The 16548-nt window shown below is 54.0% G+C and carries 17 protein-coding genes; 14 read left to right on the forward strand and 3 right to left on the reverse strand.

Annotated features, from left to right (window positions below):
* The first annotated feature begins 3 nt into the window (after positions 1-3).
* The 11 genes from EX31_RS21550 to EX31_RS21600 all read left to right on the forward strand — a co-directional run bounded on the left by EX31_RS21550 (position 4) and on the right by EX31_RS21600 (position 10233).
* Complete coding sequence (locus EX31_RS21550) at positions 4-1089, forward strand: ABC transporter permease (protein ID WP_037036690.1); 1086 nt, start codon at positions 4-6, stop codon at positions 1087-1089.
* Positions 1090-1127: 38 nt separating this feature from the next.
* Positions 1128-1808: a D-allulose 6-phosphate 3-epimerase gene (gene alsE / locus EX31_RS21555; protein WP_013576774.1), complete on the forward strand. Its 681-nt coding sequence runs from the start codon at positions 1128-1130 to the stop codon at positions 1806-1808.
* Positions 1809-1823: 15 nt separating this feature from the next.
* Entirely contained in the window at positions 1824-2768 is a 945-nt protein-coding gene (gene alsK, locus EX31_RS21560; protein ID WP_037036691.1) for an allose kinase, read from the forward strand.
* A complete protein-coding gene (rbsK, locus tag EX31_RS21565) occupies positions 2765-3697 on the forward strand; it encodes a ribokinase (RefSeq protein ID WP_037036693.1) in 933 nt (310 codons plus the stop codon). The genes alsK and rbsK overlap by 4 nt, the downstream gene beginning before the upstream one ends.
* A gap of 379 nt (positions 3698-4076) precedes the next feature.
* Positions 4077-4397: a hypothetical protein gene (locus EX31_RS21570; protein WP_013576771.1), complete on the forward strand. Its 321-nt coding sequence runs from the start codon at positions 4077-4079 to the stop codon at positions 4395-4397.
* A gap of 265 nt (positions 4398-4662) precedes the next feature.
* The gene (locus tag EX31_RS21575) at positions 4663-5064 is read left to right on the forward strand and encodes a hypothetical protein (RefSeq protein WP_037036695.1); all 402 of its coding nucleotides are present in this window, start codon (positions 4663-4665) and stop codon (positions 5062-5064) included.
* 162 nt (positions 5065-5226) lie between these two features.
* Positions 5227-6099 carry a carbohydrate ABC transporter permease gene (locus EX31_RS21580; protein ID WP_037036696.1) on the forward strand — a complete coding sequence of 291 codons (873 nt, stop codon included), beginning with the start codon at positions 5227-5229 and terminating at the stop codon, positions 6097-6099.
* Positions 6089-6988 carry a carbohydrate ABC transporter permease gene (locus tag EX31_RS21585; RefSeq protein ID WP_037036698.1) on the forward strand — a complete coding sequence of 300 codons (900 nt, stop codon included), beginning with the start codon at positions 6089-6091 and terminating at the stop codon, positions 6986-6988. Before EX31_RS21580 ends, EX31_RS21585 begins: the two co-directional genes overlap by 11 nt.
* A gap of 11 nt (positions 6989-6999) precedes the next feature.
* Complete coding sequence (locus tag EX31_RS21590) at positions 7000-7827, forward strand: phosphodiesterase (RefSeq protein WP_037036700.1); 828 nt, start codon at positions 7000-7002, stop codon at positions 7825-7827.
* On the forward strand, positions 7827-8933 hold the full coding sequence (locus EX31_RS21595; RefSeq protein WP_197060755.1) for an ABC transporter ATP-binding protein: 1107 nt from the start codon (positions 7827-7829) through the stop codon (positions 8931-8933). The genes EX31_RS21590 and EX31_RS21595 overlap by 1 nt, the downstream gene beginning before the upstream one ends.
* Entirely contained in the window at positions 8926-10233 is a 1308-nt protein-coding gene (locus EX31_RS21600) for an ABC transporter substrate-binding protein (protein WP_037036703.1), read from the forward strand. Before EX31_RS21595 ends, EX31_RS21600 begins: the two co-directional genes overlap by 8 nt.
* 44 nt (positions 10234-10277) lie before the next feature.
* Here the strand turns inward: EX31_RS21600 and EX31_RS21605 are convergent, their stop codons facing one another.
* Complete coding sequence (locus EX31_RS21605; protein WP_013576764.1) at positions 10278-10886, reverse strand: HD domain-containing protein; 609 nt, start codon at positions 10884-10886, stop codon at positions 10278-10280.
* A gap of 338 nt (positions 10887-11224) precedes the next feature.
* On the opposite strand from EX31_RS21605, the gene EX31_RS21610 reads away from it, so the two are divergent.
* The gene (locus tag EX31_RS21610) at positions 11225-11875 is read left to right on the forward strand and encodes a PAQR family membrane homeostasis protein TrhA (RefSeq protein WP_037036705.1); all 651 of its coding nucleotides are present in this window, start codon (positions 11225-11227) and stop codon (positions 11873-11875) included.
* Between the two features lie 61 nt (positions 11876-11936).
* Here EX31_RS21610 and EX31_RS21615 read toward each other — a convergent pair whose 3' ends face one another.
* Complete coding sequence (locus EX31_RS21615) at positions 11937-13229, reverse strand: lysine N(6)-hydroxylase/L-ornithine N(5)-oxygenase family protein (protein WP_013576762.1); 1293 nt, start codon at positions 13227-13229, stop codon at positions 11937-11939.
* Between the two features lie 155 nt (positions 13230-13384).
* Between EX31_RS21615 and EX31_RS21620 the strand changes: the two genes are divergently transcribed.
* Positions 13385-14266 (forward strand): PhzF family phenazine biosynthesis protein, encoded by an 882-nt coding sequence (locus EX31_RS21620; RefSeq protein ID WP_037036707.1) that lies wholly within the window; start codon positions 13385-13387, stop codon positions 14264-14266.
* On the opposite strand, the gene EX31_RS21625 is transcribed toward EX31_RS21620, so the two are convergent.
* Positions 14267-15136: a LysR family transcriptional regulator gene (locus tag EX31_RS21625; RefSeq protein ID WP_037036709.1), complete on the reverse strand. Its 870-nt coding sequence runs from the start codon at positions 15134-15136 to the stop codon at positions 14267-14269.
* Positions 15137-15331: 195 nt separating this feature from the next.
* On the opposite strand from EX31_RS21625, the gene EX31_RS21630 reads away from it, so the two are divergent.
* The gene (locus EX31_RS21630; protein ID WP_037036712.1) at positions 15332-16534 is read left to right on the forward strand and encodes a M20 family metallopeptidase; all 1203 of its coding nucleotides are present in this window, start codon (positions 15332-15334) and stop codon (positions 16532-16534) included.
* The last annotated feature ends 14 nt before the right edge of the window (positions 16535-16548 follow it).

A 16548-nucleotide genomic window follows, 5' to 3' on the forward strand; every position in this document is an offset into this window, starting at 1 on the left:
GCTATGTTCGCAAAAAGCAGAAATGTGAGTCTTAAAGCGAAGCCCGATGCGCGGCCTCGCCTGAAAATCGCTTCCCTGAAAATAGATAACACCACGCTGGGATTATCGCTGTTATTGCTGGTGGTGATCATCGGTTTCAGCCTGGCGATGCCGGGGCGCTTCTTCAGTGACGCCACCTTTATGAGCGTCGCCTTCCAGTTGCCGGAGTTGGGTTTACTGACGCTGGCGATGTTTATCCCGATCCTCAGCGGCGGCCTGAACCTGTGCATTATCGCCACCGCTAACCTGACCAGTTTACTGATGGCATGGGTGTTTCTCACCTGGTTGCCGCCGGATGCCAGCATGGCGATGCAGGCGGTCTGGCTGACGCTGGCGCTGGTCGGCGCAATGATTCTGGCGCTGGTGATTGGCATGCTGACCGGCGCGCTGGTGGCGTATGTCGGCGCCCATCCGATTCTGGTGACGCTGGCGACCATGACCATGGTGAACGGCGTCGGCATCTACCTTTCACGCGGTGCGGCGATCAGCGGTATGCCGGACATCGTGCGCTTTATCGGCGCGGAAACCCTGCTCGGCGTTCCGGTTCCGCTGATTATCTTCCTGCTGACTGCAGCCTTAATCGCGGTGTTTTTAGAACGCACCCGCCTCGGTAAATACATCTACATGAGCGGCAGCAACATCAACGCCACCCATTTCAGCGGCGTGAATACCCACCGCGTACTGATCGCCATCTACGTGATTTCCAGCATGTTATGCGTGATTGCCGGGCTGATTATGATGGCGCGTTTCAACTCGGCGCGCATGGGCTACGGCGACTCGTATCTGCTGCTGACGGTGCTGGCCATCATCCTCGGCGGCACCGATCCCAACGGGGGTTTCGGCAAAGTCGCGGGCGTGGTGCTCTCGCTGATTGTCCTGCAGGTGATTTCCACCGGCCTGAATCTGATGAACGTCAGCCCGCATTTCAGCCTGGCGATGTGGGGCGCGGTACTGATTGTGGTGCTGGCGCTGAAATTCTTCCGCAGCCGTTATCTGCAAAAAAGGGCAGGGCGAATGAGCGCTGCCAAAGCGCGGGCGGCTCAACCTTAAACACTTTTTTAAAATTGCCTCTGACTTAGGAAAACATCATGGAATACAAAATTTCTCCGTCGCTGATGTGCATGAGCCTGATCGACATTAAACAGCAACTCGAGGTGCTGAACCGTCGCGCTGACATGCTGCACATTGACATCATGGACGGGCATTACGTCAAAAATATCACGCTGTCGCCGTTCTTTATCGAGCAGATCCGCCCGCATACGCCGCTGGTTCTGGACGTGCATATGATGGTGGAAAACCCGGCTGACTTTATTGAGCCGATAGCCCTTGCCGGTGCCGATTTTATTTGTCCGCATGCCGAAACCATTAACCGCGATGCCTTCCGCATCATTAATCAGATCCGCTCGCTGGGCAAAAAAGTCGGCGTGGTGCTCAACCCCGCGACACCGGTGGAATACATCCAGCACTACATTCATCTGCTGGATAAAATCACCGTGATGACCGTCGATCCGGGTTACGCCGGTCAGCCGTTCATCCCTGAAATGCTGGGGAAAATCGCGCAACTGCGTGATCTCAAACAGCAAAAAGGCTACCGCTATCTGATCGAAATCGACGGATCCTGCAACCTGCGCACCTATCAGGATCTGATGGGCGCAGGCGCGGAAGTGCTGATCGTCGGCAGTTCCGGCCTGTTCACGCTGGACAACGATCTGGATGTTGCCTGGGACAAAATGCTCGATCAGATGCGTCAGGCGCGTCACGCAGCCTGAGGGCAGGAGAGCCGTATGCCGCACTTTCTTGGAGTGGATGTCGGGGGCACCAATACCCGTTTAATGCTGATGGACAGCCAGCAAAATTTTCGCGGCTACCACAAAACCCCGACCCAACGCTGGGCGGGGCAGTCCGATCCGTTACAGGGGCTGGAAAACCTGATCACGGCGTATTTGCAGGAACAGGACCCGCATCATCAGGTGGCGCAGGTGATGCTCGGGCTGCCGGGCGTACTTTCCCGCGACCGCCAGACCGTGCTGTCACTGCCGTTTGTCTCCGCGCTGGATAATCAGCCGGTGGCGGCGCTGCTCTCGCAACGTTTACACCTGCCGGTGGCGATGGACAAAGACGTTAACCATCTGATGTGGTGGGATTTAACCCAGCACAGCGCACTGCCGGACGTCGCCGTCGGGCTGTATCTCGGCACCGGGCTGGGCAACAGTTTGTGGATCCACGGTGATTTTTACCACGGTGCGCACGGTGGTGCGGGTGAACTGGGGCACATCCCGCTGGCGGGGAATCCGCTGCTTTGTCCGTGCGGCAAAACCGGCTGCGTCGAAACGCTGACGTCCGGCAACTGGCTGACCGGCTGGGCACGGCAACATGCGCCGCAGACACCGTTCGCCGACCTGTTTGTACGTCATGCGGAGCATGTGGATTTAACTGAATTTGTGGCACGACTGGCGCGCACCGTCGCCAGCGAAATGAACATTCTGGATCCCGAATATCTGGTGCTGGGCGGTGGCGTGCTGGCGATGGAAAACTTCCCGCTGGCCGAACTGGAACAACAGTTACGCAGCCATTTACGCAGCCCGTATCCGGCGAACGGTCTGACCATTCATTTCAGCGCCGTCACCGACGAGACTGGTTGTCGTGGCGCTTGTTTAGCCGCACAGCGCGTTTTTCCGTCGCAGCCAGCTCTGGCCGCCGGAACATTTTCCTTCAGGAGAGAGGCATGAACAAAGGCAAGGTATGCGTATTTGGGTCTTTCAACCTCGATATCGTGGCAGGCATGGCGCGTTTCCCCAAACCGGGAGAATCGCTGATTGCCCGCAACAGCATGATGGGCGCGGGTGGCAAGGGCGCCAACCAGGCGGTCGCCGCACTGCGTGCCGGTGCGCGGGTGCATTACATCGGTAAAGTTGGCCGCGACGATTTCGGCATGTTTGCCCGCCGCCATCTCGACAGCGCCGGTTTCGACGCCGTTACGTTATTTTCCACCAGCGAATGCCCGACCGGCAACGCGCTGATTTATGTCGCCGGAGCCGATGCAGAAAACATGATTGCCGTTGATCCGGGCGCCAACCTGACGGTCACCGACGAAGAAGTCGAACAATGCCGTCCGGCCGTCGCCGCCGCTGATATCCTGCTGACGCAGCTCGAAAATAACCTGCCTGCGATTGAAAAACTGATCGGTATCGCGAAGGAAAATGACACCTACATTATCCTCAACCCCGCGCCGTTCCAGCCGGTGTCCGACCATCTGCTGTCGCAGGTTGATTTACTGACGCCGAACGCCACGGAATGCACGCTGCTGACCGGTATTGAAGTCCGCGATATTCCCTCTGCCCAACGCGCCGCCCACGCGCTGCACGCTAAAGGGATCCAGGCACTGATCATCACGTTAGGCACGCAGGGCGCATTGCTTTCAGTGAACGGCGAAACGCAGATTATCCAGGCCTGTCCGGCGACCCCGGTCGACACCACCGGCGCAGGTGACGCCTTTAACGGCGCGCTGGCCTCCCAGCTTGCCGCTGGCGCCACACTCTCCGAAGCCGCACAATTCGCATCCGCTTATGCTTCTGTATGTGTGGAACGCGCAGGCGCGGCGGCATCGATGCCGACGTATGAAGAAGCGCGGGAGAGGATGGGGGTTGTGGTGGTTTGAAGCGGGTTTTCTTTACTACTCCCCCTGCGAAGGGGGATGTTGGGAGAGGGCCGACCGGCGTTATTCCTGCGAGACATCTTCCAGATTTCAAAGTAACTCCCTGTAATTCCATCCAGCTCATTTCATTCGAAAAATGGCAGGAATATAGTCGCTTCGCTGCGGAAGAACCGTAGTCAGAATTAGCGTTCTGGATCAGATTTACTCGATTGCACTGTGGCATAATGCCGCAGGTTTTGAGTCACCTGTAAATTATGGTGGTTCAGGCAGGGGCTTCTCAGAAGCGCCGGTTTTCGAGTCCGGTAACGCTAACTCTGTCTGAGCCACCACCCGAGGTTAGCGTCTCGTGTGGGGCAAAACATAATTTACTCGAGACTTTAAAATGACCGATTCAATTACCGAAACCACCCATCCCGAAAATTCCCTCACCGTTTTCCGTGCCCTGATTGCCGATTTGGATCTGAGCCATTTCACCGATCCCCAGCTTTACGATCTCGGCGCTGTCGCGTCTGAATCCGCTGAAGGGCTTTGCCAGGGTTTGCTGTGCCTGAGTGAAGGGCTGGAAAATAGCGAACTGTTGCCGCCGGAAGGCGTTTCGCAGGTGAGCGCCTATCTGAAAGCCTCTGCGCATTTGCTTCCGGCACTGTTTGAGTTGTCAGAGAAGGCGGGGATTGCGCTCGGGATAGCAAAAATACGGGTTTAATCTTTTTCTCCTTCCCCTCTCACGAGGGGAAGGCTGGGAGGCCGGGTGTTGGTTTCGTGTAGATCTTAAGATAAATATAAAATATACCCCCCACGTGGGTTAATATGTTTTTTGTATGGTTGAAGTTAATGTGTTTATATTTAAAAGGTTTGTTTTTAATATCAAAGTGATTAATATCTGCGTGGTTTAAAATGTAGTTATGAGGGACCAAACTCCCATTGGGATGATCCTAAAGATCAGACATGGATAAGAGCAGGAATTGATTATGCAAAAAGAACGGGTTTTTAGGAAAATATATATTTTCATCGTGTTGGTTATAGCTTTCCTGGGGTATTTAATTAAGGTGGTATTAGATTTTTCACCTTATGAACAAACGATTATACGAAAGGAAAGTATAGGCGAGTTTAATACCCTTTATGTGACTGAAGGTAGTGCGGGTGCAACGACCCAAAATACGTATAAATATTATCTTTATCCATCTGTAAAAACAGAGAAAGAGTTTCTGGCGGATGTCAGAGATTATCCTTCTGTTCTTTTTACTTCAGATTCAAATGTCCAAATGCAATTGAAGGGCAGATATCTCTATTTTACAGTTAAAGGAACTATTTATAGTTTTACCAACCAATCTGATTCTGTCTTTATATACCTCAACTCAACCCCATTTTAGTGGGGGTTTATCCGCATGTTACCGTTCAATCTTAAACCCAACCTCTATTTTGTTCAGTAACAATGCTCATATTTCATTCAAATAACCATCACATTCCCGCCATGTGGCTGACACAAATGCAGGACAGGATAGGCACCTTATTTCGCTGACCGGTACCCTGTAATGCGCCGCACGTTGTTCCCTTATCTGATTTTGCTGCCGACGCTGATTTTTCTGTTTTTATTCACCTATTACCCCTTATTTCAGTCAGCGACGGACAGCCTGTTTGACAGTCGTCTGTCGTCAGACGCGCCGCCGTTTGTTGGTCTGCAAAACTATTTGCGCCTGATCCAGGATTCAGTCTTCTGGCGCGCGCTGCTCAATAATCTGGCGTACATCCTGATGACCGTGGTGCCCGGCATTATGCTGGCGCTGCTGCTGGCGGTTGCGCTGTGGGAAAACACCTCGCTGAACCGCTGGCTGCGTACTGCGTTTTTCTTCCCGATGATTATCCCGCTGGTCAGTGCCGCCACCTTGTGGTTGTTCATTTTCATGCCCGGTATGGGGCTGCTGGATTACTACCTGGCGAAAGCATTCGGGCCGATGAATAACAATTATCTCGGTATGAGCAACAGTGCGCTGATTGCGCTGAGCGTGATCGGCGTGTGGAAATTCGCCGGTTATTACATGCTGTTTTTCCTCGCCGGATTGCAGTCGATCCCCGCCTCGGCACGCGAAGCGGCGCTGATGGAAGGGGCGTCGCGCCCGCAGGTTTTCTTCTATATCACGCTGCCGCTGCTGCGCCCGACCATCAGTTTTGTGGTCACTATCGCGCTGATTTATTCGATTACCCAGATAGATCACGTCGCGGTGATGACGCAGGGCGGGCCGAATAACGCCACCACCGTCTTGCTGTATTACATCCAGAGTCTGGCGAATGACACCCATGATTTAGGCAAAGCTTCGGCGGCGACATTCCTGACGCTGGTGCTGCTGTTTGGTTTTTCGATGCTGAATCTGCGTGTGCTGGAAAGAGGAGCTCACTATGAGCGTTGAAACGTCTGAAGCGCCGGTGATGACCGGTAAAAAATTGCGGGCGGGCGTGCGTTCGCCATCGATGTTATTGCGCGGTGCGCGCCGTTCGACACTGCCGGTTTTACTGCTGTGCGCGGCCTTTTTATGGATGGCGCCTTTCCTGTGGATGCTGTCGTCAGCATTCAGTGAAAGCAGTTTTTCGCCGGATATGGCCTCGCTGTTGCCGCGCTTCCCGCTGACGTTGCAAAACTTCCGTGATGCGTGGGACAGCGCCGACTGGCTGCGGCTTTACGCCAATACCCTATTCTTCTCCTTCGGCACCTTTCTGGTTCAGCTGGTGACGATCACCACTGCCGGTTACGTGTTCGCATATCACGAATTTCGCGGCAAACAGACACTGTTCTACCTGCTGCTGATCCAGCTGATGATCATGCCGGTGATTATGATGGTGCCGAACATGATGATCCTCAAACAGTTCGGGCTGCTCAATACATTGACCGGCGTGATGATGCCGTATTTCGCCTCAGCGTTTGGCGTATTCCTGATGCGTCAGGCATTTCTCAGCATTCCCCGTGAAATCGAAGAAGCCGCGCTGATGGAGGGCTGCCGCTGGTGGCAGGTGGTGTTCCGCGTGCTGATCCCGATGTCGTGGCCCGCCATCCTCGCCTTTGCCACGGTCAGCATTACCTATCACTGGAATGAATATCTGTGGCCGCTGATGGTGCTTAACGATCCGGACAAACAGGTGCTGACCGTCGGACTGGTGTCTTTCGCGATGGGTGCGGAATCGGGCGGGCAGTGGGGCTTAATTACTGCCGGAACGCTGATGGTGTGCCTGCCGCTGATGCTGGCGTTCATTATTTTTCAGAAACAGTTCCTGAAAAGCTTCGGCTTCTCGGGCATCAAATAAAGGAGTCATCCATGTTTTTAGCTCAGATTTCTGACATGCACTTTCGCAGCCACGGCCGCAAACTGTATGACTTTATCGATGTGAACGGCTGTAACGCCGAAGTGGTCAGCCAGCTAAACGCGCTGGAAGAACAACCGGATGCGGTGGTGATCACCGGCGATATCGTTAACTGCGGTTTGCCGCAGGAATATGAAGTGGCGCGCCGCACGCTGGGCAACCTGCGCTATCCGCTGTTTATCATTCCCGGCAACCACGACGACAAAGCGCAGTTTCTGGAAGCGCTGCATCCGCTGTGCCCGCAGCTCGGTACTGATCCGCAAAATATGCGTTACGCCATCGATGATTTCACGATGCGTCTGCTGTTTGTCGATTCCAGCCTGGCCGGAGAATCGAAAGGGTACCTGACGCTCGAAACGCTGGCGTGGCTGGAAGGTCAGCTGGAGCAGGGCGGCGATAAACCGACGGCGGTGTTTATGCACCATCCGCCGGTGAAAGTGGGTTCGGCGCAGATGGACGCGATTTCCTGCGAAAACGGCGATCAGCTGCTGGCGCTGATCGACCGCTTCCCGTCGCTGGTTCGCGTGTTCTGCGGCCACACGCACCGCCTGATTTTCACCCAGTACAAACAGGCGATCATCACCACCATTCCCGGCACGGTGCATCAGGTGCCGTATTATCATCACAATCCGGCACCGTTTTATAACCTCGAACCGGCGGCCTGCGTGATGCACCGTCTGGTGGATAACACCGGTCTGGTCAGCTATCTGCATCCGCTGTCGCAATATCCGGGGCCGTATCTGTATGACGCGCAAATCAGTTGCCCGGCGGATGAGCAATGATGTCTGGCATTCGTCTGGAAAATATTACCAAACAGTTTGAAGGCAGCACGGCGGTGAATCAGTTGTCGCTGGAGATTGCCGACGGCGAATTTCTGGTGCTGGTCGGGCCGTCGGGGTGTGGCAAAAGTACCTTGCTGCGCCTGCTGGCGGGTCTTGAAGAGGTCAGCGACGGGCGCATTATGCTCGACGGCAATGACATCTCCGGGCTGTCGCCGCGCGAACGAAATTTCTCAATGATCTTCCAGAACTACGCGCTGTTTCCGCACATGACCGTGGAACAGAACATCACCTTTGGCATGCGTATGCGCAATGAGCCGAAAGATCAGCACCAGGCGCGGGTGGATCGTGTTGCCGGATTATTACAACTGGAGCCGTTGCTCAAACGTAAACCCGGTAAGTTATCCGGCGGCCAGCGTCAGCGTGTGGCGATGGCGCGCGCCATTGTGCGCGATCCGAAGCTGTTTCTGATGGATGAACCCCTGTCGAATCTTGATGCACGGCTGCGCACGGAAGTGCGTGACGGCATCATGCAACTGCATCAGCAACTGAAAACCAGCACCGTTTATGTCACTCACGATCAGATGGAAGCCATGACCATGGCGGATCGGATCGCGGTGCTGGATAAAGGCCATTTGCAACAAATCGGCGCGCCGGAAACGCTGTACGCGCACCCGGCCAACCTGTTTGTCGCCGGATTTATCGGCACCCCGTCGATGAATCTGTTTCTGCTGCCGTGCGCCGCTGGCGTGCTGACAGTCGAAAACCAGCCGGTCCGTCTGCCGCAAACTGAACATGCGCAGGCGCTCGATGAGGTGTATCTGGGCATCAGACCCGAACACATCTGCGACCGGCCGGTGGAAGGCGAAAGCCTGCAATTGCAGGCGACGCTGACCTATCGCGAGCTGCTCGGCGCGGAGTATCTGTGCCATGCCGACACGCCGCTCGGGAAAATCCGTTACGTACGTAAAAACCAGCTGCGGGAAAACAGCGGGGACATTCCACAACCCGGCGACCGCATTACTTTGTATTTCTCTTTGCACGACCTTCATCTTTTTTCAGGCCAAAACCAGCAGAATCTGCACCGGGAGAATCACCATCATGCGTAAAGTATCTGTGCTGGCGCTCGCCATCGGCTTTATTGCCGCAGGCACGGCGTCCGCCAAAGAAAATATCGATTTCATGTTCCCTGCGCCGGTTGACGGCAAGCTGACCATGGAAATGACCCGCGTTATCAAAGAATTTAACCAGTCACAAAATGATGTGGAAGTGCGCGGGATATTTACCGGCAGTTATGACACCACCAAAGTGAAAGCCGAAGCGGCAGCGAAATCCGGCCAGCCACCGGCGCTGGTGATCATGTCGGCTAACTTCACGGCGGATCTGGCGATCAAAAACGAAATTCTGCCGATGGACGAACTGTTCAAATTCGGCGACCAGAAAGCCACGCCGTTCCTGACGCAAAACTTCTGGCCCGCCATGCGCCAGAACGCTCAGCTTAACGGCGTCACTTACGCAATCCCGTTCCATAATTCGACGCCTATTCTCTATTACAACAAAGACATGTTCGCCAAAGCGGGCATTACCGCGCCGCCGAAAGACTGGGATGAATTGCTGGAAGACTCGAAAAAGCTGACGGATTCGGCGAAAGGTCAGTGGGGGATCATGTTGCCATCGACCAACGATGACTACGGCGGCTGGATTTTATCGGCACTGACCCGCGCCAATGGCGGCCAGTATTACAACGCCGATTATCCGGGCGAAGTGTATTACGACAAACCATCCACCCTGGGCGCGCTGCGCTTCTGGCAGAATCTGGTATACCGCGACAAAGTGATGCCGTCGGGTGTGCTGAACTCCAAGCAAATCAGCGCGGCGTTCTTTTCCGGCAAACTCGGCATGGCGATGCTGAGCACCGGTGCACTGGGCTTTATGCGTGAAAATACCAAAGATTTTGAGCTGGGCGTGGCGATGATGCCTGCCAAAGTGCGTAACGGTGTCACCATCGGCGGGGCGAGTCTGGTGAGTTTTAAAGGCATTTCCGATGACCAGAAAAAAGCGGCTTATACCTTCCTGCAATATCTGGTCAGCCCGAAAGTGAACGGTGCCTGGAGCCGCTTTACCGGCTATTTTTCACCGCGTATGGCGTCTTATGACACACCGGAAATGAAAGAATATCTGGCGAAAGATCCGCGTGCGGCGATTGCGCTGGAGCAGCTGAAATACGCCTATCCGTGGTATGCGACGTATGAAACCGTGGCGGTGCGTCAGGCGATGGAAAATCAGCTGGCGGCGCTGGTTAATGATGAGAAAGTCACGCCGGAAGCGGCGGCGGCACAGGCACAGAAAGACGCCGACACCATCATGAAACCTTATGTGGAATCAACGGCACTGACTGTTCCAAAGTAGGTGATCTCGCTCCTTCCCCTTTACGAGGGGAAGGAGCAAAAAAATTACTTCAGCCAGCCCTGCTGGTGGGCGTTGTCCAGATGGCTGCGGATATGCAGCCACAGTTCAGGATGGATATCGGCGATAAAGGCATTACGGGCTAACACCTGCTCCAGACGGATATTGTTCTCCACCCAGCTCTGCCCCTGATTATTCAGGTTCATGATCATCGGCATCACGCGGTCGATCACCAGCGCAAAGCGCGCTTCCGGGGTTTCACCCGCTTCGTATTCATTCCACAAATCCAGGAATTGTGTGTTCAGCGGTGCAGGCAGCAGGCCGAACAGGCGTTTCGCGGCAATGATTTCCTGATCATGAACTGCTGCGCGGGCAGCGAGATCGTAAACCAGCACATCACCGGCATCGATTTCGACGATGTCGTGGATCAAAGCCATACGGATGACTTTATTGATATCAACGCCTTCCGGTGCGAAAGGGGCCAGGGACATTGCTGCCACGGCGAAATGCCAGCTATGTTCTGCGGAGTTTTCCTGACGCTCAGTGCCTAACACTTTGGTGCGACGTTGCACGCTTTTCAGTTTGTCGATTTCCATCAGGAACTGAAAAACTTCGGTCATTGCGCCGAAATTCAGCGGGGTAGTGGCTGCAGACATACTAAAACCTTAGTCATATTGACGGCATGGTAAACGGCGTTATTTCACTTTTCCGCTACACCTTAGTCGCTTGATATAAAAAAATCATGTTTTTGGGTGCGGAAAATGCATGTGTCTCAAAAATGTAATCTGAATAAATTATAAACAAATTGAATGAATTGAAGGGCTTCACACAACGGGGTGAATGAAATGATGATCTGCCTAAGAGACTGTTACATCAGATAATACTCATTTTAAGCTTACAGATGTACACTGGAATGGTTCTCAGTTAATCTGACTCTGTTGGACCGTTTTATTAACAATCATTTTCCCTTTTTTGTCTTGAGGATTCTCAACGTATGGGTAAGTTGTCTCCATCCCCACAGGGATATCCGTGGGCCGAAGAAATTGCCAACAGCCTGAGTCACGGCGTTGGTCTGGTTTTCGGGATTGTCGGACTGGTGTTGTTACTGGTTCAGGCGACAGGCGATAACGCCAGCGCCATGGCGATCACCAGTTATAGTTTGTACGGCGGCAGCATGATTTTGCTGTATCTGGCCTCCACGCTGTATCACGCGATACCGCATCAGAAAGCCAAATACTGGCTGAAAAAACTTGATCACTGCGCGATTTATTTGCTGATCGCCGGAACCTACACGCCGTTCCTGCTGATCGGGCTTAACTCCCCGCTGGCAAAAGGATTAATGGCGGTGATCTGGGGGCTGGCACTGTTCGGCGTGATTTTTAAACTGGCATTCGCGCACCGTTTTGAGGTGCTTTCGCTGGTCACCTATCTGACGATGGGCTGGCTGTCACTGATTGTGATTTATCAGCTTGCGACCAAACTTTCTCTTGGCGGTGTGATATTGCTGGCGCTGGGCGGCGTGATATACACGCTGGGCGTTATTTTCTACGCCTCGAAACGCTTTCGGTTCGGCCACGCGATCTGGCACGGATTTGTGCTCGGCGGCAGCGCCTGCCACTTTTTAGCCATCTATTTTTACGTCTGATGTGTTTAATTCAATTCAGTAAAAGGAAAGCGGAGCCTGATGCTCCGCTTTTTTGTGCCTGCTATTTCTTACCCGCGTCGTCCGACCACCATTGCACCAGTGAAGGCACCGGCCGCAGATCGTAATGCGCTTCGCCCAGCAGATGATTGAGGATTTTCGCCGATCGCCACGCAGTCAGTGTCAGTTGCCCCTCGGCGCTGCCGTGGCTGTGAATACCGGCATTCACCGCGTAAATGCGGTTCTGCTCCGGGCCGTCCCAGCGCAGATTGAAATTCGGCTGCAGCGGCAGATGCTGCTCGCGGTCATAAGGAATACGATCCAGCAATGGCTCGAGATAATCCGGCAAACCGGGACGATAGCCGGTTGCCAGGATCACAATATCGGCACTGAAATGTTCCTCGCATTTTTCCAGCCCGTGTTTTGCCTGCAAACTGAAATCGCCAGCCGCATTACGCACGATATGATCCAGTGCACGGTGCGGCAACAAACGCACGTTACGCCGCTGATGCAGCACGTCGAAACGGTGATAAAGCTGCTTGTAGATGTCTTCCAGCGTGTGATAACTGATGCCATCAGAGGGCAGTTTTTGTGTTTCGATTTCCTGCTCGCGCACCTCTTCCGGCAGCGTATAAAAGTAATTCACATACTCCGGCGTGAAATATTCATTGGTGAAAATGGATTCATCCAGCGGCTGAAAATTAGGGCGTCGTGATATCCAGCTCAGTTCGGTGAACTCGCCCCAGTGGCCGCTCAGCGCGTTGAGAACGATGTCGGCACCGCTTTGTCCGCCGCCGACAACAACCACACGTTTACCGGTGAAATCTGGCTCACGTAGTTCTATTTCTGCGGCGTGAAAACAGTTATCACCCAGCGCCGCCCGTGCCGGTTTTGGGATCCACGGCGCATGGCCGGTGCCGAGGCAAATATTGCGCGCGCGGTGCTCGCCTTTTTCACTCTGTACGATAAATTCCTGTCGCTTATCGTCGAAATCAATGCGCTCAACCGGTTCGGAAAAATGCAAACCCGCAATGCGGTCACACGCCCAGCGCAGATAGTCGGAAAACTCATCGCGGCTGATGATCAGCTGTTCCGTGGCCAGAAAACGGTAAATCTTCTTCTGATCAACCAGATAATTAATAAACGAAAATTCGCTGCGCGGCGCAACGGTAGTGACCAGATCCTGCAGGACGTAGGTCTGCATGGTCGCCGTGGGTAATAACATACCGGGATGCCAGCTAAATTCCGGGTTAGCATCAAAGAAAGCGGCGTTGAGTTTTTCTGTGTCTTTTGCCATGGCGGCGAGACTTAAATTAAAGGGGCCGATACCAATACCAATTAAATCCTTCACGGGCATCTTTCTGTTCCTTATGTTTTTAGGATATTTTGGAAACGACGTTATTAAGCATAGGTCAGCCGACAGCGGCTGACATTTTTCTCGATAACTTATCGAAATATTCCTAAACTCAGTCAGTTCGCCCTCTCTTTCTTAATGATTTAAAAGGATTTGCTATGACCCGCCTGCGCCGTTTTAAACAAGTTGATGTGTTCACCGCTGAGCCACTCAAAGGCAATGCATTGGCCGTGATATTGGATTCGGAAGGACTGACGGATGCCGAAATGTTTGCGATGGCCCGCTGGACCAATCTGGCGGAAACGGCGTTTGTGCTCAAACCGGTTTCACCCGAAGCGGATTACCGTGTGCGGATTTTTACGACCGACAAAGAGCTGCCGTTCGCCGGACATCCGACGCTGGGCACGGCGTACGCGCTGTTGCAAAGCGGGCTGAAGCCAAAAAACGCGGGATATCTGGTGCAGGAATGCGGTGTCGGGCTGGTGCAGGTGAAGCAACTGGCAGATGGCGGTCAGGCATTTTCCGCGCCGCCTGCGCAGATGAAACCGCTGGCGGCTGAACATCACACCTTGCTGGAAACCGCGCTGCGCGGCGGCAATATTCAGGCTGATGTCATGCCGGTTGCGGTTGATATGGGCATCATCTGGCTGGTCGTACGGATGGAAAGTGCGCAGGATTGCCTGAACATCACCGCCGATGCCGCGGCAGTCAGCCAGCTACAAAAACAACTCGGGATTAACGGTATCGCGGTCTATGGTTTACACGATAAAAATGGCCCGGCAGATTATGAAGTGCGGGCGATTATCGATGAGGACGGCGTGCTGAAAGAAGATCCGGTCACTGGCAGCGCCAATGCCTGTCTGGCCCGGGTGCTGAAAGCGGCGAATTTCCCGGATGGCGCTCAGATGGCACAAACCTACCGCGTGCGGCAGGGCACCAAACTCCAGCGCGATGGCCGCGTGACGGTCACGTTTGTGGATGGCGAACCCTGGATCGGTGGCGATACCTGTACGCTGATCGACGGCACGTTAGATCTCTGATCAGCGGGGCGTCAGCCCGTGCTGTGCCGTCTGTAACAGATGAATAAACGCCTGCATGTACGGCGTGGCGTTCAGGTTATGGCGGTGCAGCAGCCAGGTGCGGTTTTTTACCGTCGCGCCGTCCACGTTAATCGGGCGGCGGTAAAAATGCTCCGGCAGCGGTAAATAAGTGGCGACAATCGCGTAACCCAGCCCGTGTTCCACCATCGCCATGCACACTTCCAGTTTATCGACTTCCATCGTGATAGTCGGCGCATGGGAAAAGTTGGCATTCCACCAGCGCTCAATCAGTTGTGTCACGTGCGGGCCGTGATGAATTTTTATCTGCGGCATGTGCGGCAGCAGGGCGAAATCAAAATCCTGACGGTTGATCAGTACGTAATCATCTTCCTCAATCAGATGCTTGCCTTCCTTCCAGTTAAAATCGTCCTTGACCAGCGCCATATCAATTTCCCCGCGCAACAGTTTCTGAATGATTTCCTCGCTAAAACCACTCATCAGATTCACGCGGATCCCCGGATGTGTCTGCCGGAACTGGCTGAGTAACGGTGGCAGACGGTAGGCTGCATAGTTGCTCGACACGCCCAGCGAAATCTCTCCCTGCTGTTCCTGATCCAGACTGTGCAGATTGAGTTTCAGTTGCTGTAAATCGTTGAGCACGGTCAACGCGTGTTGCGCGAGATATTCCCCCTGCGCGCTGAAGACCAGTCCTTTTTGTCCTTCTTCAAACAGACGGATCGCCAGCTTGCGTTCAATCTGGCGCAAACGGTAACTGAGCGCGGGCTGCGAGGTATAAAGCTGCTCTGCCGCCCGGGTAATGTTTTTATGCTGATATACCGCCCGCAATATCAGCCAGTCTTTCTCGTTCATCGTTTTCCGCCGCCAGTAAAATCCCTCAGTCATAAAATAATTTTTGCGTAAAAGACGCAACAGATAAAAAGGCTCAATTTGACCGAAAACGTCAAAAGCCCTATTTCTGTAAGGCACAGAGACGACTTATCGCAGTGCCAGATTGTATTCATCCGAAAATAATTTTTGGTTTTTGCACCATCGCAGGGAATAAACATGTCGAATTGCACTACATCAGTTCATCACGCCGGGGAACAGAAAACTCAGATTATTGCGGCTGTGGATTCACTCGCCGCGCAGGCCAGCGCGCTGGCGATGAATATTCATGCCAACCCTGAACTCAGCTTTGAGGAAGTCGAATCTGCGGCGGCACTGATTGCACCACTGCGCGCGGCGGGGTTTGAGATTGAGGAACAACCTGGCGGCCTGGCGACGGCGTTTCGCGCAACCTATGACAGTGGCAAGCCGGGTCCGGTGGTCGCGTTGCTGGCGGAATACGATGCGCTGAAGGATCTGGGGCATGCCTGCGGACATAACCTGATTGGCACGGCATCCGTGACGGCCGCGCTGGCGCTGAAGCAGCAATCGCATCTGCTGACCGGCAGGCTGGAAGTGATCGGCACACCGGCAGAAGAAGAGGGCGGCGGCAAAATTATTCTCAGCGAGAAAGGCATTTTCGACCATGTGGACGCCGTAATGATGTTCCATCCGCGCGACAAAACCATGGTGGTGCGCGGCGGGCTGGCGTGTGTCGATGCGGTGTTTAAATTCTATGGCAAAGCGGCGCATGCGGCGTCGGCACCCCAAAATGGCATCAGCGCACTCGATGCGGTGATCCACACTTTCAACGGCATTAACGCCCTGCGTCAGATGTTCACCGACGATGTGCGCGTGCACGGCATCATTTCCGATGGCGGCAGCGCGACCAATATTGTTCCGGCTTATGCGGAGGCGAAGTTCCTGATGCGGGCCAGTACGGTCAGAGGGCTGAGCATTGTTAAACAAAAAGTGTTTGATGCGGCACAGGGCGCGGCGCTGATGGCGGGTGCGCGGCTGGAAGTTGAAGAAGGGCTGACCTACGCCGAGCGCAATAACAATCTGACGCTGGCGGAATACTTTAAACAGAATCTGGACATTCTGGGTGTGGAAGTGGTTCCGCCGCCGCTCAGTGGCGGGATCGGTTCTTCGGATATCGGCAATGTCAGTCAGATAACAGCGGCGATCCACCCGTATATCCGTATCGGTGATGTGCTGCCGCATACACCGGAATTTGCCAAAGCGGCCGGTTCCGGGGCCGGTTTGCAGGCCATGTTGCAGGCGGCAAAAGCGCTGGCGATGACGACAGTGGATTTGTGTCAGGACGGCGCAAAACTTCAGGCCGTGCGGGAAGAGTTTTTAAGCTGGAAGTCTCATTTTTAACTTAACAATCAAAA

It is taken from the genome of Rahnella sp. WP5, assembly GCF_000745615.1.
In the GTDB taxonomy this organism is placed as follows: domain Bacteria; phylum Pseudomonadota; class Gammaproteobacteria; order Enterobacterales; family Enterobacteriaceae; genus Rahnella; species Rahnella aceris.

Excerpts from the sequence above, each read along its gene's own strand:
- EX31_RS21550 (WP_037036690.1), top strand. The coding sequence starts at position 4 with ATGTTCGCAAAAAGCAGAAATGTGAGTCTTAAAGCGAAGCCCGATGCG.
- EX31_RS21625 (WP_037036709.1), bottom strand. The coding sequence starts at position 15,136 with ATGAACGAGAAAGACTGGCTGATATTGCGGGCGGTATATCAGCATAAA.
- EX31_RS21570 (WP_013576771.1), top strand. The coding sequence starts at position 4,077 with ATGACCGATTCAATTACCGAAACCACCCATCCCGAAAATTCCCTCACC.
- EX31_RS21605 (WP_013576764.1), bottom strand. The coding sequence starts at position 10,886 with ATGTCTGCAGCCACTACCCCGCTGAATTTCGGCGCAATGACCGAAGTT.
- EX31_RS21615 (WP_013576762.1), bottom strand. The coding sequence starts at position 13,229 with ATGCCCGTGAAGGATTTAATTGGTATTGGTATCGGCCCCTTTAATTTA.
- EX31_RS21600 (WP_037036703.1), top strand. The coding sequence starts at position 8,926 with ATGCGTAAAGTATCTGTGCTGGCGCTCGCCATCGGCTTTATTGCCGCA.
- EX31_RS21585 (WP_037036698.1), top strand. The coding sequence starts at position 6,089 with ATGAGCGTTGAAACGTCTGAAGCGCCGGTGATGACCGGTAAAAAATTG.
- EX31_RS21595 (WP_197060755.1), top strand. The coding sequence starts at position 7,827 with ATGTCTGGCATTCGTCTGGAAAATATTACCAAACAGTTTGAAGGCAGC.
- EX31_RS21580 (WP_037036696.1), top strand. The coding sequence starts at position 5,227 with ATGCGCCGCACGTTGTTCCCTTATCTGATTTTGCTGCCGACGCTGATT.
- alsK (WP_037036691.1), top strand. The coding sequence starts at position 1,824 with ATGCCGCACTTTCTTGGAGTGGATGTCGGGGGCACCAATACCCGTTTA.
- EX31_RS21630 (WP_037036712.1), top strand. The coding sequence starts at position 15,332 with ATGTCGAATTGCACTACATCAGTTCATCACGCCGGGGAACAGAAAACT.
- EX31_RS21590 (WP_037036700.1), top strand. The coding sequence starts at position 7,000 with ATGTTTTTAGCTCAGATTTCTGACATGCACTTTCGCAGCCACGGCCGC.
- alsE (WP_013576774.1), top strand. The coding sequence starts at position 1,128 with ATGGAATACAAAATTTCTCCGTCGCTGATGTGCATGAGCCTGATCGAC.
- EX31_RS21610 (WP_037036705.1), top strand. The coding sequence starts at position 11,225 with ATGGGTAAGTTGTCTCCATCCCCACAGGGATATCCGTGGGCCGAAGAA.
- EX31_RS21575 (WP_037036695.1), top strand. The coding sequence starts at position 4,663 with ATGCAAAAAGAACGGGTTTTTAGGAAAATATATATTTTCATCGTGTTG.
- rbsK (WP_037036693.1), top strand. The coding sequence starts at position 2,765 with ATGAACAAAGGCAAGGTATGCGTATTTGGGTCTTTCAACCTCGATATC.
- EX31_RS21620 (WP_037036707.1), top strand. The coding sequence starts at position 13,385 with ATGACCCGCCTGCGCCGTTTTAAACAAGTTGATGTGTTCACCGCTGAG.